The sequence below is a fragment of the Pseudomonas sp. ok266 genome (assembly GCF_900110195.1).
Classification (GTDB): Bacteria; Pseudomonadota; Gammaproteobacteria; order Pseudomonadales; family Pseudomonadaceae; genus Aquipseudomonas; species Aquipseudomonas neuropathica.
Genome location: NZ_FOCU01000002.1, coordinates 163,064 through 186,003, shown reverse-complemented (window position 1 = coordinate 186,003; position 22,940 = coordinate 163,064). Strand labels below are relative to the sequence as shown.

Sequence of the window (22,940 nt, the reverse complement as noted above, 5' to 3'; positions counted from 1 at the left end):
GAGTGAAGGGAATGACTCAGTTTCACCGCATCGCCGCTCTGTTGGCACTGGCTTTTGTGCTCGGCGGTTGCACCAGCAAACCGGTTTACAACGCCAAGGAAGAGTTCTCGCCCAACCTCGGCTTCACCCAGCAACAGATGAGCCGCGCCATAGTCACTGCGCTGAACGATCGCCAGTGGGTCGTGCAATCGGTACGTCCGGGCATGATCAAAGCGGCGATCACCGTACGCGGTCGCCATCACGCCGAAGTCGATATTCCGTTCACCCCGACTTCGTTCGAAATCGACTACCGCAGCAGCTACGGCCTCGATGCCAAGGACGGCAAGATCCACGGCAACTACAACCGCTGGGTCAATCGCCTGCGCGACAACGTGCTCAAAGAGCTGTCGATCAACCCGGACATCGAAGCCGTCAACAGCTTGGGCATCATCAAACAGGGCGCCGACGAGCCGACTTACCTGAGCTTCCGCGAAGGCGTCAAACGCGCCACCGACGCCGGCCTGCTCGACGGCAGCGTGAAGTTCTACCTGGCTGGCGAAACCCTGCCCAAGCAAGTGCGCAAACTCGACACCGTGAGCAGCAGCCGCAAGACCAACGGCTCGAACAAGTCCGACGAAGACGCCTGCTTCTGGGCCCTGCAATCGGCCTTGGCCACCCTGCAGAACGCTGCGAAAAAAGCTGACGCCAATGCGGTGATCAACATCGCCAGCGTCGACCAGCGTGATCTGTACAAGGACACTGAGAAATTCCAGTGCCGTGCCGGGCTGGTGGTGTCGAGCGTGGCGCTGCGCGGGGATTTGGCGCACGTGGATTGATGGGATTGTAGAAACGACAAAGGGCGCCATTCGGCGCCCTTTTACAAACAGGTTGGCTTGTCATCGCCGATTACCTGTCTGGCTCTGCGATAGCTGGTCACCCAGAATCCTCAGAGTCTCACAAGCCCCTTGCGGGAACATTTTGGGGCGTTGCCCAACATCCTGAGGCGGGCACGGGCAATCGTCCCATGCACTTTGGCGATGAACCGAAGATCTCCCCCTGCTTCATCCAGGCAAATCTCAAGATAGGTCACCAAGTCCTCTTCAGTTTTCAAATAATCGATTGAGTCCCAGTTCGTGAATTTTTCGATCATGTTTTTTCTTGATGATTTCTGGCGTTAAGAAAATTAACGTCCTTAGGTTATTCACACAAGGCACTCACTTCTGAAGTTTTCGTAGGGAATGCACTGACCTTGTGTAGTCCAGATCGCAATCACCTCAAATCCGCGATCAAGCGAAGATAAATTTTCTCGCCACAAGGGCACCATTCGGCGCCCTGCTCATTTCAGCTCTACACTCGTCCGGACAGGCCGTCGCACCGCGCCTGATGGAACGGCGAGCCTATCAGCCCTGCACTCGCGGTTCTCTTTCACCGTCAAGGAGATGACCATGCAAGTGAAAGCCCTGATCGCCGCTGCGCTTCTCGCGCTACTGCCCAGCGCCAGCCAAGCCACCAACCTGATGTACATGCCCTTCGAAACCGTGCTGTCGGACGCGATTCGCGCCGGACGGCTGGATGGCAGTGTGAAGTTCTATTTGCTCGGCAACGGGCCGCAGGGCACTCAGCAGTTACTGCGCCGGGGGGTGGTCAGTGATTTGAAGACCAATGGGTTCAACAAGAGCGACCACAACTCCTGCGAGTGGGTGTTGCAGTCGAATCTGATCAAGCTGCAGGCCGATGCCAAGCGGGTCGGGGCGAATGCAGTGGTCAATATCGTCAGTTACTACGACCAGCATGTGCGCAAGGATTTGAATACGTACGAGTGTCGGGCGGGGATTTTTGTCACGCGGGTGGCGTTGAAGGGGGATTTGGTGCGGTTGCCATGAACATTGTGTTGATTGAGCGGACGTCTTCGCGAGCAGGCTCGCTCCCACCTTGGAATGCGTTCCCCTGTGGGAGTGAGCCTGCTCGCGATTTGATTGCGCAGCAATCACGCCTTTGAAGGTTCGACCTTGCGCGTGAGCAAATCTACGAAAGCCTTGGCCATTGGCGACTTCTGATCCTTGCGCTGCACCAGCCACACCGCCGACACCGCTTCCGGATCGAGCAACGGTCGGTAGACCACGCCGTCGATGCGCATCCGCTGATAGGACGCCGGCAGCACCGAAACCCCCAACCCCGCTGCGACCAGACCGATGATGGTCATCGCTTCCCCCGCCTCTTGGGCGAAATGCGGGCTGAACCCGGCATCACGCGCCAGGCTCAGCAATTGCGCATACAGCCCGCTGCCGTAACTGCGCGGAAAGAACACGAACGGCTCCAGCGCCAGCGCCGAGAGGAACAGTCCTTCTTCACTGCCTTGCGCCAACGGATGCTTGGAGCCGAGCACGGCGACCAGCGGCTCACGCATCAACTCGACCACACTCAGCGAATCCGGCAACCCCAGCGGGCGCATGATGCCAACCTCTATCGACTCATCCACCAAACCCTCGGCGACTTGCGTGCTGCTCATCTCCCGCAGATTGAGGTGCACCGCCGGAAAACGCTGGCGAAAGGAAAAAATCGCCTGGGGAATGGTCGAGTTGAACGGTGCCGACGAGGTGAAGCCAATCTTCAACTCACCCAGCTCACCGAGTTGCGCACGTCGGGCAACATCCGCCGCTTTATCAACCTGCGCCAGCACCAACCGCGCCTCCTCCAGAAACAATCGCCCGGCCTCACTCAGCTCGACCCGACGATTAGTCCGTTCGAACAGCCGCGCGCCAACCTCTTGCTCCAGCGCCTGAATCTGCTGGCTCAGTGGTGGCTGAGAAATCCCCAGCACTTGTGCGGCACGGCCAAAATGCAGCTCTTCGGCAACGGCGATGAAGTAGCGCAGATGACGCAATTCCATGGAAACCTCATTAGGTCGTTAAAGCTATCAAACAGGTCGAACAATATATTGGATAGAAACATTAGCCAGCTATATGATTTTTTCATTGCCTGCCTGGCCGTGCCCTCCGAGGTCTGAAGTGAAAACTGCTGTCGCGCCCCTTGCCCATGAAGTCCCGCCCGCCGCTGCGGACGATGTCGTCGCCGAGCTGCAAGAGATCTACATCGAAAAAGGCACGCCGATGTTCATGCGCACGGTGCTGGCGCTGTTCAGCGGCGGTTTTGCGACGTTTGCCCTGCTGTATTGCGTGCAGCCAATGATGCCGCTGTTGTCCCAAGAATACGGAATCAACGCCGCGCAGAGCAGCCTGATCCTCTCGGTGGCCACCGGCATGCTCGCCATCGGCCTGCTGATCACCGGGCCGATTTCCGATCGGGTCGGGCGCAAACCGGTGATGGTGACTGCGCTGTTCGCAGCAGCGCTGTGCACTATGGCCAGCGCGATGATGCCGAGCTGGGAAGGCGTGCTGATCATGCGTGCGCTGATCGGGCTATCACTGAGCGGGCTGGCGGCGGTGGCAATGACTTATCTGAGCGAAGAGATTCATCCACAGCACATCGGCCTGGCGATGGGGTTGTACATCGGCGGCAACGCGATTGGCGGGATGAGCGGGCGCTTGATCACCGGAGTACTGATCGACTTTGTCAGCTGGCACACGGCGATGCTGGTGATCGGCGGTCTGGCGATGATTGCCGCAGCGGTGTTCTGGAAGATCCTTCCGGAGTCGCGCAACTTCCGTTCACGCTCGCTGCACCCGCGCAGCCTGCTCGACGGCTTCACCATGCACTTTCGCGATGCCGGTCTGCCGCTGCTGTTTCTTGAGGCGTTCGTGCTGATGGGCGCGTTCGTCACGCTGTTCAACTACATCGGCTATCGCTTGCTGGCCGCACCGTACAACCTCGATCAGGTGTTCGTGGGCTTGCTGTCGGTGGTGTATCTGTCGGGGATCTACAGCTCGGCGAAGATTGGCTCGCTGGCAGACAAACTGGGGCGACGCAAAGTGCTGTGGGCGACCATTGCGCTGATGTTTGCCGGCCTTGCCTTGACGATGTTTACGCCACTGTTGCTGGTGATCGTTGGCATGTTGATTTTCACCTTTGGTTTCTTTGGTGCGCACTCGGTGGCTAGTAGCTGGATCGGTCGACGCGCGACGAAGGCAAAGGGGCAGGCCTCGTCGTTGTACCTGTTCAGCTATTACGCAGGATCGAGCATTGCAGGCACGGCGGGCGGGGTGTTCTGGCATCTCGGCGGCTGGAATGGCATAGGCCTGTTTATTGGGGCGCTGTTGCTGATTGCGCTGCTGGTGGCGTTGAAGCTGGCGAAGTTGCCGCCGTTGCAGGGTGTTAAGGCCTGAGACAAAACCCATGTGAGAGCGAGCCTGCTCGCGAAGGCGTTTTGTCAGTTGATGCAAAGTTTGCTGATCCACCGCTATCGCGAGCAGGCTCACTCCTACAATTGATCTGCGTACAACGTTGAATCGTGGAAACAAAAACGCCCGGCATTTAGCCGGGCGTTTTTTATGGTGTGGCGATCACTCGTGATACTGCGCCGACAGCTCATGCACCGCCCGCAGGAACGCACCGGCATGTTCCGGATCAACCTCAGGCGTGATGCCGTGACCGAGGTTGAACACATGGCCACTGCCCTTGCCATAGCTGGCCAGAATGCGTCCGACTTCAGTGCGGATCGCTTCCGGTTTGGCGTAGAGCACGGTTGGATCCATGTTGCCTTGCAGTGCAACCTTGTCACCAACACGGGCGCGGGCGTTGCCGATGTCGCAGGTCCAGTCCAGGCCCAGTGCGTCGGCACCAGCCTCGGCGATGCTTTCCAGCCACAGGCCGCCGTTTTTGGTGAAGAGGATCACCGGCACCTTGCGACCGTCGTGTTCGCGGATCAGGCCGCTGACGATTTTCTTCATGTAGGCCAGCGAGAACTCCTGATACGCCGCCGCCGACAGGTTGCCGCCCCAGGTGTCGAAAATCTGCACCGCTTGCGCGCCAGCCATGATCTGGCCGTTGAGGTACGCGGTCACCGATTGCGCCAGTTTATCCAGCAGCAGGTGCATGGCTTGTGGATTGTCGTAGAGCATGGCTTTGGTCTTGCGGAAGTCTTTTGACGAGCCGCCTTCGACCATATAGGTCGCCAGGGTCCACGGGCTGCCGGAGAAACCGATCAGCGGCACGCGACCGTTGAGTTCGCGACGAATGGTGCTGACCGCGTCCATCACATAGCCGAGGTCTTTGTGCGGATCAGGGATCGGCAGGGCCTCGATGTCAGCCAGGCTGCTGACGACTTTCTTGAAGCGCGGACCTTCACCGGTCTCGAAGTACAGGCCCTGACCCATGGCATCAGGGATGGTGAGGATGTCGGAAAACAGGATCGCCGCGTCCAGTTGTGGATAGCGGTCGAGCGGTTGCATGGTGACTTCGCAGGCGAATTCCGGATTCATGCACAGGCTCATGAAATCACCGGCCTGGGCGCGGCTGGCGCGGTACTCAGGCAGGTAGCGACCGGCCTGACGCATCATCCACACCGGGGTGACGTCAACGGGTTGCTTGAGCAGGGCGCGGAGGAAACGGTCGTTCTTCAGGGCAGTCATGTCGGCATCCGGAAAAAAAGTGCGGGCATTTTCTCAGAGCGCGACGCAAAAGGCACGGATGCAGGTCAGCCTTTTGTCTATCGGGTCAATTTATTGCGCTGGAAACGCGTTATCAGCAACACCGAGAAACAACTGTGGGAGCGAGCCTGCTCGCGAAAGGGCCGGCACATCCAACATTACAGTTGGCTGACAGACCGCTTTCGCGAGCAAGCTCGCTCCCACAGGGGTGTTGCTTTGGCTCAGGAGCCGGGATCAGACGCCCAGGTAATCGAGGATCCCTTCGGCAGCATTGCGGCCTTCGAAGATCGCCGTCACCACCAGGTCGGAGCCGCGCACCATGTCGCCACCGGCGAAGATTTTCGGGTTGCTGGTCTGGTGCTTGTACTGACCTTGTTCAGGCGCAACAACGCGGCCCTGGCTGTCGGTCTGGATTTCGAACTGTTCGAACCACGGCGCCGGGCTCGGGCGGAAGCCGAAAGCGATAACCACAGCGTCAGCCGGGATGATCTCTTCGGAACCCGGGATCGGCTCAGGGCTGCGACGGCCACGGGCGTCCGGTTCGCCGAGACGGGTCTCGACCACTTTCACGCCTTCGACCTTGTCCTCACCGACGATAGCGATCGGCTGGCGGTTGTAGAGGAATTTCACGCCTTCTTCCTTGGCGTTCTTCACCTCTTTGCGCGAGCCGGGCATGTTCGCTTCGTCACGACGATAGGCACAGGTCACCGACTTGGCACCCTGACGGATCGACGTGCGGTTGCAGTCCATCGCCGTGTCGCCGCCGCCGAGTACCACAACCTTCTTGCCTTTCATGTCGACGAAATCTTCCGGCGACTTTTCAAAGCCCAGGTTGCGATTGACGTTAGCGATCAGGAAGTCCAGCGCGTCATAAACGCCCGGCAGATCCTCACCGGCAAAACCGCCCTTCATGTAGGTGTAGGTGCCCATGCCCATGAACACCGCATCGTATTCGGCGAGCAGTTGTTCCATGGTCACGTCTTTGCCGACTTCGGTATTCAGACGGAACTCGATGCCCATGCCGGTGAAGACTTCGCGACGATTGCTCAGCACGGTCTTTTCCAGCTTGAACTCGGGGATGCCGAAGGTCAGCAGACCGCCGATTTCCGGGTTCTTGTCGAACACCACCGGGGTCACGCCGCCGCGTACCAGCACGTCGGCACAACCCAGACCCGCCGGGCCCGCGCCGATGATGGCGACACGTTTGCCGGTCGGTTTGACCTTGGACATGTCCGGGCGCCAGCCCATGGCGAACGCGGTGTCGGTGATGTACTTCTCGACCGAACCGATGGTCACCGCGCCGAAACCGTCGTTAAGGGTGCAGGCACCCTCGCACAGACGATCCTGCGGACACACCCGGCCGCAGACTTCCGGCAGGGTGTTGGTCTGGTGCGACAGCTCGGCGGCCTGAAGAATGTTGCCTTCGGCCACCAGCTTCAGCCAGTTGGGAATGAAGTTGTGCACCGGGCACTTCCATTCGCAATACGGGTTGCCGCAACCCAGGCAGCGGTGGGCCTGATCGGCCGACTGCTGGGGTTTGAACGGTTCGTAGATTTCGACGAACTCTTTCTTGCGTTGACGCAACAGTTTCTTCTTCGGATCTTTGCGCCCGACATCGATGAACTGGAAGTCGTTATTCAGACGTTCAGCCATTGTTAAAACCTCATCAAACTCTTCAGGCGCATATCACTGCGGGTTGGCACGAGTGCTGGAAAGCAACGACTTCAGGTTGGCAGCCTTAGGCTTGACCAGCCAGAAACGGCGCAGGTAGTCATCGAGGTTTTCAGCGAGTTCACGACCCCACTCGCTGTCGGTTTCCGCGACGTACTCGTTCAGCACGTTTTGCAGGTGGCTGCGATAGGCTTCCATCGCCTCGCCGCTGATCCGCTGGATTTCCACCAGTTCGTGGTTGACCCGGTCAACGAAGGTGTTGTCCTGATCGAGCACGTAGGCGAAACCACCGGTCATGCCAGAGCCAAAGTTGTAACCGGTCTTGCCCAGAACGCAGACGAAACCACCGGTCATGTACTCACAGCAGTGATCGCCAGTGCCTTCCACAACCGTGTGGGCACCGGAGTTACGCACGGCGAAACGCTCGCCTGCGGTGCCGGCGGCGAACAGCTTGCCGCCCGTGGCGCCATACAGGCAGGTGTTGCCGATGATGGCGCTTTCCTGAGTTTTGTAAACGCTGCCCTTCGGCGGCACGATGGTCAGCTTGCCACCGGTCATGCCTTTGCCGACGTAGTCGTTGGCGTCGCCTTCGAGGTACATGTTCAGACCGCCAGCGTTCCACACGCCGAAGCTCTGACCCGCCGTGCCCTTGAAGCGGAAGGTGATCGGCGCTTTCGCCATCCCTTGGTTGCCATGCTTGCGGGCGATTTCGCCGGAGATCCGCGCGCCGATCGAACGGTCGCAGTTGCAGATGTCCAGATCGAACTCGGCGCCGCTCATGTCGTTGATCGCCGACGAAGCCATCTCGACCATTTTCTCGGCCAGCAAACCTTGGTCGAACGGCGGGTTGCGCTCAACACCGCAGAACTGCGGTTTGTCTGCCGGGATGTGATCGCTGCCCAACAGCGGCGTCAGGTCCAGGTGGTTTTGCTTGGCGGTCTGGCCTTCGAGGACTTCCAGCAGATCGGTACGACCGATCAGCTCTTCGAGGGAGCGCACGCCGAGCTTGGCCAGCCACTCACGGGTTTCTTCGGCGACGTAGGTGAAGAAATTCACCACCATATCGACGGTACCGATGTAGTGATCCTTGCGCAGCTTCTCGTTCTGCGTCGCGACGCCGGTGGCGCAGTTGTTCAGGTGGCAGATACGCAGGTATTTGCAGCCCAGCGCGATCATCGGCGCAGTACCGAAGCCGAAGCTTTCGGCGCCGAGAATCGCTGCCTTGATCACGTCGAGGCCGGTTTTCAGGCCGCCGTCGGTCTGCACCCGGACCTTGCCGCGCAGGTCATTACCGCGCAGGGTCTGGTGGGTTTCAGCGAGGCCGAGTTCCCACGGTGCGCCGGCGTATTTGATCGAAGTCAGCGGCGAAGCACCGGTGCCACCGTCGTAGCCGGAGATGGTGATCAAGTCCGCATAGGCCTTGGCCACACCGGCGGCGATGGTGCCGACGCCTGCTTCGGCTACCAATTTGACCGAAACCAGTGCTTTTGGGTTGACCTGCTTCAGGTCAAAAATCAGCTGCGACAAGTCTTCGATCGAATAGATGTCGTGGTGCGGCGGCGGCGAAATCAAGGTCACGCCCGGCACTGCATAACGCAGTTTGGCGATCAGCCCGTTCACTTTACCGCCCGGCAGTTGCCCGCCCTCACCCGGCTTGGCGCCTTGCGCGACCTTGATCTGCAGCACTTCAGCGTTGACCAGGTATTCCGGGGTTACCCCGAAACGGCCAGTCGCGACTTGCTTGATTTTCGAGCTCTTGATGGTGCCGTAACGCGCCGGATCTTCACCACCTTCGCCGGAGTTGGAACGCGCACCGAGGCGGTTCATGGCTTCGGCCAGGGCTTCGTGAGCTTCCGGCGACAAGGCGCCCAGCGAGATACCGGCGGAGTCGAAGCGCTTGAGCACCGATTCCAGTGGTTCGATTTCACTGATGTCCAGCGGCTTGTCGAGGGTCTTGACCTTGAACAGGTCGCGGATCATCGACACCGGACGGTTGTCCACCAGCGAGGTGTATTCCTTGAACTTGGCGTAGTCGCCCTGCTGCACGGCAGCTTGCAGGGTGTTGACCACGTCCGGGTTGTACGCGTGGTATTCGCCACCGTGGACGAACTTCAGCAGACCGCCCTGCTGGATCGGCTTGCGCGGACTCCAGGCTTCGCTGGCGAGCGCTTTCTGTTCGGCTTCGATGTCGACGAAACGCGCACCCTTGATGCGGCTCGGCACGCCACGGAAGCTCAGGTCGCACACTTCTTCGGACAGACCGATGGCTTCGAACAGCTGCGCACCACGGTACGAAGCGATGGTCGAAATGCCCATCTTCGACAGAATTTTCAGCAGACCTTTGGTGATGCCTTTGCGGTAGTTCTTGAACACCTCATAGAGGTCGCCCAGCACTTCACCGGTGCGGATCAGGTCGCCCAGCACTTCATAGGCCAGGAACGGATAGACCGCCGAGGCGCCGAAGCCGATCAGCACCGCAAAGTGATGCGGATCGCGCGCGGTTGCGGTTTCAACGAGGATGTTGGAATCGCAGCGCAGGCCTTTTTCGGTCAGGCGGTGGTGTACGGCACCGGTCGCCAAGGATGCGTGGATTGGCAGTTTGCCCGGGGCAATATGGCGGTCGCTCAGAACGATCTGAGTCCGCCCGGCGCGCACGGCTTCCTCAGCCTGATCGGCAACGTTGCGGATCGCCGCTTCGAGGCCAACGCTTTCGTCGTAGTTGAGGTCGATGATCTGCCGCTCGAAACCCGGGCGGTCGAGGTTCATCAGCGAGCGCCACTTGGCCGGCGAGATCACCGGCGAGCTGAGGATCACGCGCGAAGCGTGTTCCGGCGACTCCTGGAAAATGTTGCGCTCGGCACCGAGGCAGATTTCCAGCGACATCACGATCGCTTCACGCAGCGGATCGATCGGCGGGTTGGTGACCTGCGCGAACTGCTGGCGGAAATAGTCGTACGGCGTGCGCACACGCTGCGAGAGCACGGCCATCGGCGTGTCATCGCCCATCGAGCCAACGGCTTCGTAGCCTTGCTCGCCGAGCGGACGCAGAACCTGATCGCGCTCTTCGAACGTGACCTGATACATCTTCATGTATTGCTTGAGCTGATCAACGTCGTAAAACGCCGAACCGTGGTCGTTGTCTTCCATGGTCGCCTGGATGCGCAGGGCATTCTTGCGCAGCCATTGCTTGTACGGATGACGGGATTTCAGACGGTTGTCGATCGCATCGGTGTCGAGGATCTGCCCGGTTTCGGTGTCCACGGCGAAGATCTGACCTGGGCCGACACGGCCTTTGGCAATCACGTCTTCCGGTTTGTAGTCCCACACGCCGATTTCCGAGGCGAGGGTGATGAAACCGTTGGTGGTGGTGACCCAGCGTGCCGGACGCAGACCGTTACGGTCGAGCAGGCACACCGCGTAGCGACCGTCGGTCATGACCACGCCGGCCGGGCCGTCCCACGGTTCCATGTGCATCGAGTTGTACTCGTAGAACGCACGCAGATCCGGGTCCATGGTTTCAACGTTCTGCCACGCTGGCGGAATGATCATCCGCACACCACGGAACAGGTCGATGCCACCGGTGACCATCAGCTCGAGCATGTTGTCCATGCTCGAGGAGTCGGAACCGACACGGTTGACCAGCGGGCCGAGTTCTTCCAGATCCATCAGATCGTTGGTGAACTTGGTCCGACGGGCCTGTGCCCAGTTACGGTTACCGGTGATGGTGTTGATCTCGCCGTTGTGGGCGAGGAAGCGGAATGGCTGGGCCAGCGGCCATTTCGGCAGGGTGTTGGTGGAGAAGCGCTGGTGGAACACGCAGATCGCGGTTTGCAGGCGCTCGTCGCTCAGGTCTGGATAGAACGCGGCCAGATCGGCCGGCATCATCAGGCCTTTATAGATGATGGTCTTGTGCGAAAAGCTGCAGATGTAGTGGTCGGAGTCGACGGCGTTGGCCACCGACGAACGACGACGCGCACTGAACAGCTTCACGGCCATGTCCTGATCACTCAGGCCTTCGCCGCCGATGTACACCTGCTCGATTTGCGGCAGACGCTCAAGGGCCAGGCGGCCGAGGACGCTGGTGTCGATCGGCACTTTGCGCCAGCCGATCAGTTGCAGGCCTTCAGCGAGGATCTCGCGGTTCATGTTCTCGCGAGCGGCTTCGGCTTTGGCCGGATCCTGGTTGAAGAAGACCATGCCCACCGCGTATTGCTTGGGCAGCTCGACGCTGAAGGTTTCCTGGGCAATGGCGCGCAGGAACGCATCAGGTTTTTGAATCAGCAGACCGCAACCGTCACCGGTCTTGCCGTCGGCATTAATCCCACCGCGGTGGGTCATGCAGGTCAGGGCCTCGATGGCCGTTTGCAAAAGGGTATGACTGGGCTCGCCCTGCATATGGGCTATCAGGCCGAAACCGCAGTTATCCTTGAATTCATCTGGTTGGTACAGACCTGCTTTCATAGACACTTTCTCACCAGGCTGCCTCTTTTCGAGGCAAATTTCTTTTCAATTCAACCACTTGCATCCTGCGCCGAACGTACGCCGGCTTCGCGGGGGCAAAAGGGTGGTCATTGTACACAGCGACACAGAGGCTCACAAATTTGACGACGAAATGTCGCAAATTCATGTCGCATTTGTGAAAGGTTTAAAGCGATCTGCTGTGCTAGTCAAAACTTTTTTAATTTTGACCGCAACGACTCAAAGACTACTGTGACGCAGACACCACAAGGCACGCGACCTGAGAAGGCGGCGCGCACTCGTAGAAATTTTGAGGTGCTTGGAGAGGCGGCCTGGGTAAGGCCGCCGAATCTTCAGCGAGTTGTTGCCAGTTCCTGTTGGACGCTGGCGACAGTGCGAGGCCAAGGTTTACCAGCCTGAACCTTCGCTGGCAAGGCCTTGATGGCAGAAACGGCTGCATCACGATTGGCGAAGTTGCCGTAGGTGATCACGTAAAGCGGTTTGCCGTTGAGGACTTTCTTGAAATAACGGTACTCACCGCCCTGCTCTTTGACGAAGTTTTGCGCTGCCGCTTCAGAGCTGGTGCCGAGGATCTGCACCACGTAGTTGCCGGTCGGCTGACCGGCATACCAGCTGCCACCGGCGGCTTTGGCAACGGTCACCGGCTTCTCGGCCGGTTTTGCAGCGGCGACTGGCTTGGCCGGCGCTGGGGCCGGTTTGGCGACTGGCGCGGCCGGAGCAGGCTTGGCGGTGGCAACCTGAGTAGGAGCAGGAGTCGGTTTGGCGGCCGGCAACGGAACCGGTGTCGGCGCGGGACCGGCAGGAACGCCCGCCGGTGGCGCGGAAGTGGTCACGGTCGGCGGAGTCGCACTGGAACCTTCCAGCGGCACGCCATCGTCGCCTTCGGTAATACCGCCAGCCGCCTCGGCCAACGGGCCGCGCATGACCGGTTGCGAGTTACCGACCAGCGGCAACGGCATCGGTTGCGTATTGCCGGCGAACTCGACGTTCGGTGCGCCGCCATTGGCACCCTGCCCCAATGGCAACTGTGCCTGTTCATTGGCAGGAGCGCCGGTGGTTGGCGCCTTATTGCGACCCGGCATCAACCAGGCGGCGGCGACCGCGACCACAACGACGGCGGAAATCGCCAATACGTGTTTCTTCGGCATGTTGAACCCCATACTTGGACGCTTGACCGCAGAGCGGCTGGCAATCATGACTTCGATCAGAGCATCGCGAGCGACCTGGTTGATGTTGCCCGGCCAACCCTCGGCACTTTCGTGAATATCAGAGATCTGATCCGCGGTGAAAAGTTCGACACCCCGGCCGGCACCTTCGAGCCGTTGGTCGAGATATTCGCGGGTCTCTTCTTCGGTGTACGGCTGCAGCTCGATGACGTGGAAACGCTCTTCCTCAAGGTGCAACGCCTCAAGCTGAGCGATCAGCGACGACTCACCGAACAGGAACACATGCGGGCGACCTTCCGGTGCGCCGGCACCCAGCGCCATCAGCGCTTCGAGAGCGGACTCGTCGAGTTGCTCAGCGTCGTCCACCAACAGATAGACTTCCTGGCCGGTCAGTGCGAGTTGCACCACTTGATCGAGAATCGCGCCAACTTCGGCCTGAGCGACGTTCAGCGCCTGCGCCACCTGGCGCAACACACCGGCAGCATCACCGGCGCCACGGGCGGAAACCACCACACTCTGCACCGACTGCTTGTTGGTGCTGGCGACCAGCGCCTGACGCAGCAAGGTCTTGCCACTGCCTTGCGGGCCGGTGACCACCAGCAGCAACTGGCTGTAACGCGCCAGATGATGCAGTTGACCCAGCACCGGTTTGCGCTGAGCCGGGAAGAACTTGAAGCCCGGCACGCGTGGCGCGAACGGGTCGTGACTTAACTGGAAATGGCCGAGGAACGCCTCGTCGGCATGCAAACTAGTCATTGGAATCTTTTCAACCTTTAAGCTGAGCCAGGGCGCGGTAATCCGCTCCCAGCGTGGCCTGTAGAACCTCTTTCGGATAATCGTCGGTCACTACCGCTTCGCCCATCCGGCGCAGCAGCACCAGGCGCAGACGACCGTCGATCACTTTTTTGTCGATTGCCATGTGTTGAAGAAAATCGGCTTCGGTCATTTCAGTCGGCGGCACCACTGGCAAGCCGGCGCGCTGGAACAGACGAATACCGCGATCACGCTCCTCGTCACTGATCCAGCCCAGACGCGCGGACATCTCCAGCGCCATCACGGTGCCAGCCGCGACCGCTTCCCCGTGCAACCAGACACCATAGCCCATGTGGGTCTCGATGGCGTGGCCGAAAGTGTGGCCGAGGTTGAGCGTGGCACGTACGCCGGTTTCTTTCTCATCGGCGCCAACCACCGCAGCCTTGGCCGCGCAAGAGCGCTCGATCGCGTAAGTCAGGGCTTTCTGGTCCAGCGCACGCAGGGCATCGACGTTTTCTTCGAGCCAGGTCAGGAATGGCTCGTCGCAGATCAGCCCATACTTGATGACTTCGGCCAGACCGGCAGACAGCTCGCGCTCTGGCAGGGTTTTCAGGGACGCCGTATCGATCAGCACCACGTTCGGCTGGTAGAACGCGCCGACCATGTTCTTGCCTAGTGGATGGTTGATACCGGTCTTGCCGCCCACCGAAGAATCGACCTGGGACAGCAATGTCGTCGGAATCTGGATGAAGTCGACGCCGCGCTGGTAACAGGCTGCGGCAAAACCGGCCATGTCGCCGATCACACCGCCGCCGAGGGCGATCACGGTGGTGCGGCGGTCATGACGGGCAGTCAGCAGACCGTCGAAGATCAGTTGCAAGGTTTCCCAGTTCTTGAAGGCTTCGCCGTCCGGCAACACCACGGAGATCACCGAGAACTGCGCCAGGCTGCGGGTCAGACGTTCAAGATAGAGCGGCGCAACGGTCTCGTTGGAGATGATTGCCACCTGCCGCCCATGGATATGCGGAGCCAGCAGCTCGGGCTGATCCAACAAACCTTCGCCAATATGAATCGGGTAGCTGCGCTCGCCTAGATCGACCTTGAGTGTCTGCATGTGTCCCCACAGTGAAGATGGAAGCAGGCGTCCTGCCCTGAATTATTGGTTATCTGCGGCCTATAGCGGGTATGACGCCGCTTGCACGCCATCCGCCACAACCTCGGCGGACTGTGACAGGACGCCGAGGATAGCGCATTTCGAGCGCTGCTTTAACGGGGAGGAAGCTGCGCCAGACGATCGAGAATGTCGAGCACCACCATACGTGGCGGCCGCTCGTCGGTTTCCACCACCAGATCGGCAATTTCCCGATAAAGCGGATCGCGGATCGCCAGCAGGTCACGCAGGGTTTTTTCCGGATTGGCAGTACGCAGCAACGGCCGGTTGCGATCGCGCGACGTGCGGCCGACCTGCTGCTCCACAGAGGCGTGCAGATACACCACTCGCCCACCCTCATGCAGGGCCTTGCGATTGGCATCGCGCATGACTGCGCCACCGCCGGTCGCCAACACCACGCCATCGAACGCGCAAAGCTCGGCGATCATCGCCTGCTCACGGTCACGAAAGCCGGGTTCGCCTTCCTTGTCGAAGATCCACGGGATATTGGCGCCCGTGCGCAATTCAATTTCCTTGTCGGAATCTTTGAACGGCAGGCGCAGCTCTTTGGCCAGTAACCGGCCGATGGTGCTTTTGCCAGCACCCATCGGTCCTACAAGAATCAAATTTCGCACAGAATCAACGACTCACAGCAATCGCCTGGTTATTCATGATACGTGGTGTGAGAAATACCAGCAGCTCGGATTTTTTCTCCGATACCACATCACGCCGGAAAAGGCGGCCAAGATACGGCACATCGCCAAGAAATGGCACCTTATCTACGACCTTGCTTTGAGTATTTGAGAAAACACCGCCAATCACGATGGTTTCGCCGTCATTGACCAGCACCTTGGCGTTGACCTCGTTTTTCTTGATCGGCGGCACATCCTGCACTTTGTTCAGGTAATCCGGTTCGTCCTTGGTGACCTTGACCTCCATGATGATGCGGTTGTCCGGGGTGATCTGCGGGGTGACTTCCAGCGACAGCGAGGCCTCCTTGAACGACACCGACGTCGCGCCGCTGGAACTGGCTTCCTGATACGGAATCTCGGTGCCTTTGAGGATTTTTGCGGTTTCCTTGTCGGAGGTGACCACCTTCGGCTGCGAGACGATTTCGCCGTTGCCGGTCTTCTCCATCGCGGTCAGCTCGAGATCGAGGAGCACGTTGTCGGTGATGAAGGCGATGCCGATCCCTGAGGTATTGCCCACCGTGCCCATGTCGACGAACGGCGAGTTGGTGCTGGTGCTGCCCGGCGTACCGATGGTCGACGATGTGCCGTTGCTCACGCCCGAGGTGTTCCAGTTGCCCTTGTTCTGGATCGAACCGCCCCAGCGCACGCCCAGACTTTTGTCGTAATCAACGTTGGCCTCGACAATCCGCGCTTCGATCATCACCTGACGCACCGGAATATCCAGTTGCGCCACGATCCGCCGCAGTTCGTCGAGGCGATCCTGAGTCTGGTAGGCAATGATGTTGTTGGTGCGCTCGTCGACGGTAATCGAACCGCGCTCGTCGATTTTCGCCTCGGCACTGGTCACCGACTGGAACAGCTTGGCGATGTCCGCGGCTTTGGCGTAGTTCACCTGTAGCAGCTCGCGGCGCAACGGCGCCAGTTCGGCGATCTGCTTCTGCGACTCCAGTTCCTGACGCTCGCGGGCAGCGATTTCATCGGCCGGCGCCACCAGCAGCACATTGCCGATCTTGCGCTTATCCAGGCCCTTGGTTTTCAACACCAGATCCAGGGCCTGATCCCACGGCACATTTTGCAGGCGCAAGGTGATGCCACCCTGCACCGTGTCGCTGGCAACCAGATTGAGGTTGGTGAAGTCGGCGATCAGTTGCAGCACCGAGCGCACATCAATGTCCTGGAAGTTCAGCGAGAGCTTTTCGCCGACGTACGCCTGACGGTCAGCGTTGCGTTTTTGCAGGTCATCGACGGTCATCGGGCGGATGCTGACGGTCAGTTTGTTGTCGGTCTGGAAGGTGGAGTACTCGTAGGTGCCACTGGGTTCAACGGTAATGACTGTGCGATCAGCGGTTACTCCGGCATTGACGAACTGCACCGGGGTGGCGAAATCCTTGACGTCGAGGCGTACCCGCAACTTGTCCGGCAACTGCGTGCGCGCGAAGGTGAGGATGATCTTGCCGTCATGCTCCTGGATATCCGGGGCGATGGTCGGGTCGGACAGGTCGATGACCACATTGCCTTCCCCCGCCGTACCACGCTGGAAGTCCACACCGCGAATCGCCCGGCTTTTCGGCACAAATGCCTTGGCGGGCGCAGCAGCTTTAGCGGTAGCACGAGGTGCAGCGGCAGCAGGACGCAGCGCGGTGGCCGGTGCGCCCTGACCGACCACCACGAACAGGTTATTGCCCTCAACCCGCGTGGTGTAAGGCGCCAGTTGCGTCAGGCTGACAATCAGCCGCGTGCGCTCCTTGGCCTCAACCACAGTGGCGGTGCGCGCATTGCCACTGCCCAGATCGAGGTTCTTGCTGGCCAACTGACTGGCGACACCGGGCAGGTCCAGGGCAATCCGCGCCGGCGATTCGGTGGTGTAGCCCTTGGGTTGTGGCGGCGGGCCGTCGAACGACAACTTCAGCTCGACGCGATCACCCGGCAACGCCGCCACGTCCAGCATCTTCAGATTGACCGCGAGTACCATCGGCGACATCAGCGCTATCCATAGCGAAAAACCGAGGGTGGAGAAAATCCTGTTCATTGTTCGACTTCCACTATGAGTGCTCTTTCAAAGGAATGGTGCGCGGACGCTCCAGCCAGGCGCCTTCGCCGTCGGGGACGATTTCGACGACATCGACCTGGGTGGCGCTGATAGCGACGATGCGGCCGTCATTGCGCCCCAGGTAATCGCCGACTTTCAGCCGATGCACCCCGCCCGCCCCGCGCAACAGCGCAAAGGAGCCGGAAACATTGGAGATCGTGCCGACCATCTCGAACTGCTCGATGTTGAAACCTTCGAGGTACTGCTTGACCCGATTGGGATCGGGCTTGACGTTGCGTGAGCCATGTTTCTGCCCGGCCAGATCGACCCGCACCTGGCGCGAGAACGGACTGCGCAGGTTGGCCGCGCTGTAAGTGAATGTTGGGTAAGACCGGAATGTCGGGGTTGGTTCAATCTTGCCTGCCGGGCGCAGGCGTACTTCATTCAGGTAGGCATCAAGATCGCTGAAGTCATTGCTGCCACCACAACCGCTCAACGCGAGCAGCGTCATCGACAACGCGATGTAACGAGTCGGGCTCATTTCTGCAGCCCCTTGTCGTTATACCGGTAGGTCTTGGCAAGGATGCTCATGCGCAGCTTCGGCCCGCCCTCTTTATCGGCAGGCGCGAGTTCGAAATCGTGCAAGGTGACAATGCGTGGCAGCCCGGCCACGCCACTGACGAAGGTCGCAAGGTCGTGATAGGCACCGGTGACGGTGATCTGGATCGGCAGCTCGATGTAAAACTGCTGGGTGACCTCCGGCAGAAGTTTGATCTCTTCGAACTCCAGGCCGCTGCCCAGCCCGGTGCGGGTGATGTCTTCGAGCAGGCCCGGCACTTCGGTGTCACTGGGCAATTGGCGCAACAGCACGCCAAAGGTGTTTTCCATCGCCTTCATTTGTTGGGTGTACAACTCAAGGTTGGCCGAAAGACGTGCCTTGCTGGCGAACTGCTCCTTGAGCGTGGCTTCTTCCTCGCGCTTGGTTTCGAGTTGGTTTTCCAGGTCACTGATGAAAAAGTTATAACCGAGCGCCAGGACCAACACCATCAACAGCGCCCCGGCGATGGCTTTCACTGCTGCCGGCCATGAGCCGATGTTGCTGGTATCGAGGTCGTTGAAATCGATGTCGCGCAGACTTTCCAGCCATTCGGACGGCTTCATTGCTCGTCCTCCACGGTGCGGGGCTGGGTCTGCCGTACGGTCAACTCAAACGTGTTGGCCTGATCCACCTGGCCCGCCGTCGTCGCCTTCACCTCGTTGAGACTGGGCGCGTCGAACCAGTCGGAAGCATCCAGATTGCGCATCAACTCGGAGACCCGGTTGTTCGATTCGGCTGCACCGCTGATCGACAGGGTTTTGCCAACCATCTTCACGTCGGTGAAATACACACCGTCCGGCAGCGTGCGCGCCAGTTGATCGAAGATTCGCCCACTGATCTGCCGGTTGCCCTGCAAGTCCTGGATGATGCGCATGCGCTCGACCAGTTGCTGACGACGCGCCTTGAGATCGCTGATCTGTTTGATCCGTTCGTCGACCACAGCAATCTGCTTGCCGATGTAATCATTGCGCGCCACTTGCTGCTCAATCGCCGCACTGATGATCTGATCGGCGATGAGCACCGCACCGATCGAGCCGGCCAACACGCCGATCAAGGCCAGCAGAAAGCGCTTGCGCCGCTCTTCGCGACGTTCCTCGCGCCAGGGTAGGAGGTTGATCCGCGCCATCAGTCGAAACTCCTGAGCGCGAGCCCGCAGGCGATCATCAGCGCCGGCGCGTCGCTGGCCAAAGCCCCGGCGTTGACTTTGCTGCTCAAGGCCATGTTGGCAAACGGGTTGGCTACTTGTGTCGGTGTGCTCAGGCGCTGCTCGATCAACCGATCCAGCCCGGGCACTGAAGCCGTGCCGCCGGCCAGCAGAATGTGATCGACCGCGTTGTATTGCCCGGAGGCGAAGAAGAACTGCAGCGAGCGCGACACTTGCTGCACCAGCGCCTCGCGAAACGGTTGCAAGACCTCGCTGATGTAATCATCGGGCAGGCCACCCTGTTTTTTCGCCAGCCCCGCTTGTTCGAGGGTCAGGCCATAGCGGCGCTGGATTTCCTCGGTCAGTTGCCGGCCGCCGAACAATTGCTCGCGGGTATAGATGATCTTGCCATTGTGCAGGACGCTGAGCGTGGTCATGGTCGCGCCGATGTCGACCACCGCGACAGTCAGACGCTCCTGAGACGCCGCCAGTTGCGTGGCCAGCAAGCCGAACGAGCGCTCCAGCGCATAGGCTTCGACGTCGACTACCCGCGCGGTCAGCCCGGCCAGAGCCAGCGCCGCTTCGCGGACTTCGACGTTTTCCTTGCGACAGGCAGCGAGCAACACGTTGACCCGCTCAGGGTTGCGCGGTGACACGCCCTGGACTTCGAAATCGATGGCGACTTCGTCCAGCGGGTAGGGAATATACTGATCGGCCTCGATCTTGAGCTGGTTTTCCAGCTCGTCGTCGGACAGCCCGGCGTCCATCTCGATGATCTTGGTGATCACGGCGGAACCGGCCACTGCGACTGCCACGCTCTTGAGCCCGGTGCGCGCCTTGACCAGTAAACGGCTCAGGGCCTGACCGACGCCTTCAAGTTCGGCGATGTTCTTTTCGACCACGGCGTTGACTGGCAATGGCTCTACCGCATACGCCTCGACCCGGTAGCGATCACCCTGACGGCTCAGTTCCAGCAGCTTCACTGACGTGGAACTGATGTCGATCCCCAGTAACGTATTGGCCTTTTTATTGAAGAGTCCCAGCACTACCAATTCCCTATGACTTTCCGTGAGTTACGGACTCTGTAATACGCATTGCGTTCCTTCACCCCGTCTTGACAGAAGCGCAAATGACGCCCCCAGCAGAAAAGTGCTTATAATGCCCAGCGTTTTTTTCCGCTTTTTACTGCAAGCGCGGATGGTTCTGTGTGTAGCCGGAGCCCCGTCGCCAAATTCATTCTTTGCACTGGATGTCCAAAAGCCTTGATTCGTCTGCTGAAATTTTTCGGTTGGTCCATCGTCGCCGTTTTCTGCGGACTGCTTTTAGGTCTCAGCGGCGCGTTTCTTTACCTTAGTCCGGGTTTGCCGTCTGTGGAGGCTCTGCGAAGCATTCAGTTGCAGATTCCGCTGCGGGTCTACTCCAGCGACAACAAGTTGATCGCCGAATTTGGCGAAATGCGCCGCACACCGATCCGTTTCGCCGACATTCCCCCCAATTTCATTAATGCGTTACTAAGTGCTGAAGACGACAATTTCGCCAACCACTATGGCGTCGATCCGAGCAGCCTGATGCGCGCCGCGACCCAACTGGTCAAAAGCGGACACATTCAGTCCGGCGGCAGCACCATCACCATGCAGGTAGCGAAGAACTTCTTCCTGACCAGCGAACGCAGCTTCTCGCGCAAAACCACCGAAATTCTTCTGGCCCTGCAGATCGAGCGGCAGCTGACCAAGGATGAAATCCTTGAGCTGTACGTGAACAAGATCTATCTGGGCAACCGCGCCTATGGCATCGAAGCGGCGGCGCAGGTGTATTACGGCAAGTCGATCCGTGATGTCAGCCTGGCGCAGATGGCGATGATCGCCGGCCTGCCGAAAGCCCCGTCGCGTTTCAACCCCCTGGCCAACCCGGCGCGCAGCAAAGAACGCCGCGACTGGATCCTCGGGCGCATGTACAAGCTTGGCAAGATCAGCGAAGCGGACTACACCGCTGCGATCAACGAACCGCTGAACGCCAGCTATCACGTGCCGACCCCGGAAGTGAATGCACCGTATATCGCTGAAATGGCCCGTGCCGAGATGGTCGGCCGTTATGGCAGCGACGCTTACACCGAAGGTTTCCGCGTCACCACCACGGTGCCGAGCAACCTGCAGGAAATGGCCAACACCGCGCTGCACGAAGGTTTGATGACCTACGACCAGCGTCACGGCTACCGTGGCCCCGAATCGCGTCTGCCGGGCAAGACCCGTGAGGCCTGGGCAAGCGAACTGACCAAGCAGCGCACCATCAGTAGCCTGGAGCCGGCCATCGTCACCCAGGTCGACAAGAACGGCCTGCAAGTGCTGACCCGTACCGGCGAAGAGCACGTCGCCTGGGACACCATGAAATGGGCACGACCGTTCCTCAACACCAACAGCATGGGTGCCAATCCGCGCCAGCCGTCGGATGTCGCGGCGGTCGGTGATCTGGTTCGCGTGCAGCGTCAGAAAGACAATTCACTGAAGTTCAGCCAGATCCCGCAGGCGCAAGGTGCGCTGGTGTCGCTGGATCCGCAGAACGGCGCGATTCGCTCGCTGGTCGGCGGTTTCGCCTTCGAACAGAGCAACTACAACCGCGCGATGCAGGCCAAGCGTCAGCCGGGCTCGAGCTTCAAGCCGTTCGTCTACAGCGCCGCGCTGGATAGCGGCTACACCGCTGCCACGCTGGTCAACGATGCGCCGATCGTGTTTGTCGACGAATATCTGGACAAGGTCTGGCGCCCGAAGAACGACACCAACACCTTCCTCGGCCCGATCCGCCTGCGTGAGGCGCTGTACAAGTCGCGTAACCTGGTGTCGATCCGCTTGCTGCAGGCGATGGGCGTAGGCAAGACCATCGACTACATCACCCGTTTCGGCTTCAACAAGCAGGATCTGCCGCCCAACCTGTCGCTGGCGCTGGGTACTGCAACGCTGACGCCGATGGAAATTGCGACCGGTTGGAGTACGTTCGCCAACGGCGGTTACAAGATCACCCCGTACATCATCGACAAGATCGAAAGCCGTAATGGCGACACGCTGTTCGTCGCCAACCCGCCAACCGTGCCTCAGGGCGGTTCGGCGACGGACGGTATCGCGGCGCCGCACACCGATTCGTTTACGGTCAACGCCACACTGGTTGCGGGCGAAGTGCCGGGCAGCGCGGCCGTGCCGCAAACACCGGCAGTGGCCGAGCGAATTGTCGATGGCCGCACCACCTACATCCTCAACAGCATGTTGCAGGACGTGATCAAGCTCGGCACCGGCCGTCGCGCGTTGGCCATGGGCCGCAGCGATATCGCCGGTAAAACCGGTACCACCAACGAATCGAAAGACGCGTGGTTCTCTGGTTACAACGCCGATTACGTGACCACCGTGTGGACCGGTTTCGACCAGCCGGAAAGCCTCGGTCGTCGCGAGTTCGGCGGTACTGTGGCGCTGCCGATCTGGATGAACTACATGTCGGCTGCGCTGAAGGACAAGCCGCCGCACGTGCAGCCTGAGCCAGAAGGCTTGCTGAGTCTGCGCGTGGATCCGGTCAGTGGCCGAGCGGCGACGCCGAGCACGCCAGGCGCGTATTTCGAGCTGTTCAAGTCTGAAGACACGCCGCCGTCGGTGAATGAACTGGGTAATGGCGCCGTACCGGGCAGCCCGCTGCCAGCGGATGAGCAGGCGCCGATCGATCTGTTCTGATCCTGAAGCAGCAAAAAGCCCCG

The 22,940-nt window shown here is 59.9% G+C and carries 17 protein-coding genes; 4 read left to right on the top strand and 13 right to left on the bottom strand.

From position 1 onward, the window contains the following. The first annotated feature begins 11 nt into the window (after positions 1 to 11). Positions 12 to 815, top strand: a complete 804-nt coding sequence (locus BMY54_RS04410; protein WP_093430088.1) for a hypothetical protein — start codon at positions 12 to 14, stop codon at positions 813 to 815. A gap of 110 nt (positions 816 to 925) precedes the next feature. On the opposite strand, the gene BMY54_RS04405 is transcribed toward BMY54_RS04410, so the two are convergent. Then, on the bottom strand, positions 926 to 1,129 hold the full coding sequence (locus BMY54_RS04405) for a helix-turn-helix domain-containing transcriptional regulator (protein ID WP_093430087.1): 204 nt from the start codon (positions 1,127 to 1,129) through the stop codon (positions 926 to 928). A 295-nt stretch (positions 1,130 to 1,424) separates the two neighbouring features. Between BMY54_RS04405 and BMY54_RS04400 the strand changes: the two genes are divergently transcribed. Next, the gene (locus tag BMY54_RS04400; RefSeq protein ID WP_093430086.1) at positions 1,425 to 1,862 is read left to right on the top strand and encodes an excinuclease; all 438 of its coding nucleotides are present in this window, start codon (positions 1,425 to 1,427) and stop codon (positions 1,860 to 1,862) included. A 104-nt stretch (positions 1,863 to 1,966) separates the two neighbouring features. Here the strand turns inward: BMY54_RS04400 and BMY54_RS04395 are convergent, their stop codons facing one another. Continuing rightward, entirely contained in the window at positions 1,967 to 2,869 is a 903-nt protein-coding gene (locus BMY54_RS04395) for a LysR family transcriptional regulator (RefSeq protein WP_016983863.1), read from the bottom strand. Between the two features lie 118 nt (positions 2,870 to 2,987). On the opposite strand from BMY54_RS04395, the gene BMY54_RS04390 reads away from it, so the two are divergent. After that, the gene (locus tag BMY54_RS04390) at positions 2,988 to 4,262 is read left to right on the top strand and encodes an MFS transporter (protein ID WP_093430085.1); all 1,275 of its coding nucleotides are present in this window, start codon (positions 2,988 to 2,990) and stop codon (positions 4,260 to 4,262) included. A 177-nt stretch (positions 4,263 to 4,439) separates the two neighbouring features. Here BMY54_RS04390 and hemE read toward each other — a convergent pair whose 3' ends face one another. From hemE to BMY54_RS04330, 11 genes are all read right to left on the bottom strand, one after another. Next, the gene (gene hemE, locus BMY54_RS04385) at positions 4,440 to 5,507 is read right to left on the bottom strand and encodes a uroporphyrinogen decarboxylase (protein WP_093430084.1); all 1,068 of its coding nucleotides are present in this window, start codon (positions 5,505 to 5,507) and stop codon (positions 4,440 to 4,442) included. Between the two features lie 252 nt (positions 5,508 to 5,759). Further along, positions 5,760 to 7,178 carry an FAD-dependent oxidoreductase gene (locus tag BMY54_RS04380; RefSeq protein ID WP_007909438.1) on the bottom strand — a complete coding sequence of 473 codons (1,419 nt, stop codon included), beginning with the start codon at positions 7,176 to 7,178 and terminating at the stop codon, positions 5,760 to 5,762. A gap of 33 nt (positions 7,179 to 7,211) precedes the next feature. Further along, positions 7,212 to 11,657: a glutamate synthase large subunit gene (gene gltB, locus BMY54_RS04375; RefSeq protein WP_093430083.1), complete on the bottom strand. Its 4,446-nt coding sequence runs from the start codon at positions 11,655 to 11,657 to the stop codon at positions 7,212 to 7,214. Between the two features lie 350 nt (positions 11,658 to 12,007). Further along, complete coding sequence (locus tag BMY54_RS04365; RefSeq protein ID WP_093430082.1) at positions 12,008 to 13,597, bottom strand: AAA family ATPase; 1,590 nt, start codon at positions 13,595 to 13,597, stop codon at positions 12,008 to 12,010. A 10-nt stretch (positions 13,598 to 13,607) separates the two neighbouring features. Next, positions 13,608 to 14,708, bottom strand: a complete 1,101-nt coding sequence (gene aroB / locus BMY54_RS04360; RefSeq protein WP_093430081.1) for a 3-dehydroquinate synthase — start codon at positions 14,706 to 14,708, stop codon at positions 13,608 to 13,610. Positions 14,709 to 14,860: 152 nt separating this feature from the next. Beyond that, the gene (aroK, locus tag BMY54_RS04355) at positions 14,861 to 15,379 is read right to left on the bottom strand and encodes a shikimate kinase AroK (protein WP_011332081.1); all 519 of its coding nucleotides are present in this window, start codon (positions 15,377 to 15,379) and stop codon (positions 14,861 to 14,863) included. A gap of 4 nt (positions 15,380 to 15,383) precedes the next feature. Beyond that, positions 15,384 to 17,465, bottom strand: coding sequence for a type IV pilus secretin PilQ (gene pilQ / locus BMY54_RS04350; protein ID WP_093430080.1), 2,082 nt, complete (start codon positions 17,463 to 17,465; stop codon positions 15,384 to 15,386). Positions 17,466 to 17,478: 13 nt separating this feature from the next. Then, positions 17,479 to 18,006, bottom strand: coding sequence for a pilus assembly protein PilP (locus BMY54_RS04345; RefSeq protein WP_093430079.1), 528 nt, complete (start codon positions 18,004 to 18,006; stop codon positions 17,479 to 17,481). Beyond that, positions 18,003 to 18,626, bottom strand: coding sequence for a type 4a pilus biogenesis protein PilO (pilO, locus tag BMY54_RS04340; protein WP_093430078.1), 624 nt, complete (start codon positions 18,624 to 18,626; stop codon positions 18,003 to 18,005). Before pilO ends, BMY54_RS04345 begins: the two co-directional genes overlap by 4 nt. Further along, positions 18,623 to 19,189, bottom strand: coding sequence for a PilN domain-containing protein (locus tag BMY54_RS04335; protein ID WP_093430077.1), 567 nt, complete (start codon positions 19,187 to 19,189; stop codon positions 18,623 to 18,625). The genes pilO and BMY54_RS04335 overlap by 4 nt, the downstream gene beginning before the upstream one ends. Further along, positions 19,189 to 20,253, bottom strand: coding sequence for a pilus assembly protein PilM (locus BMY54_RS04330; protein ID WP_093430076.1), 1,065 nt, complete (start codon positions 20,251 to 20,253; stop codon positions 19,189 to 19,191). The genes BMY54_RS04335 and BMY54_RS04330 overlap by 1 nt, the downstream gene beginning before the upstream one ends. Before the next feature lie 219 nt (positions 20,254 to 20,472). On the opposite strand from BMY54_RS04330, the gene BMY54_RS04325 reads away from it, so the two are divergent. After that, positions 20,473 to 22,917 carry a penicillin-binding protein 1A gene (locus BMY54_RS04325; protein WP_371914429.1) on the top strand — a complete coding sequence of 815 codons (2,445 nt, stop codon included), beginning with the start codon at positions 20,473 to 20,475 and terminating at the stop codon, positions 22,915 to 22,917. Positions 22,918 to 22,940 lie beyond the last annotated feature (23 nt).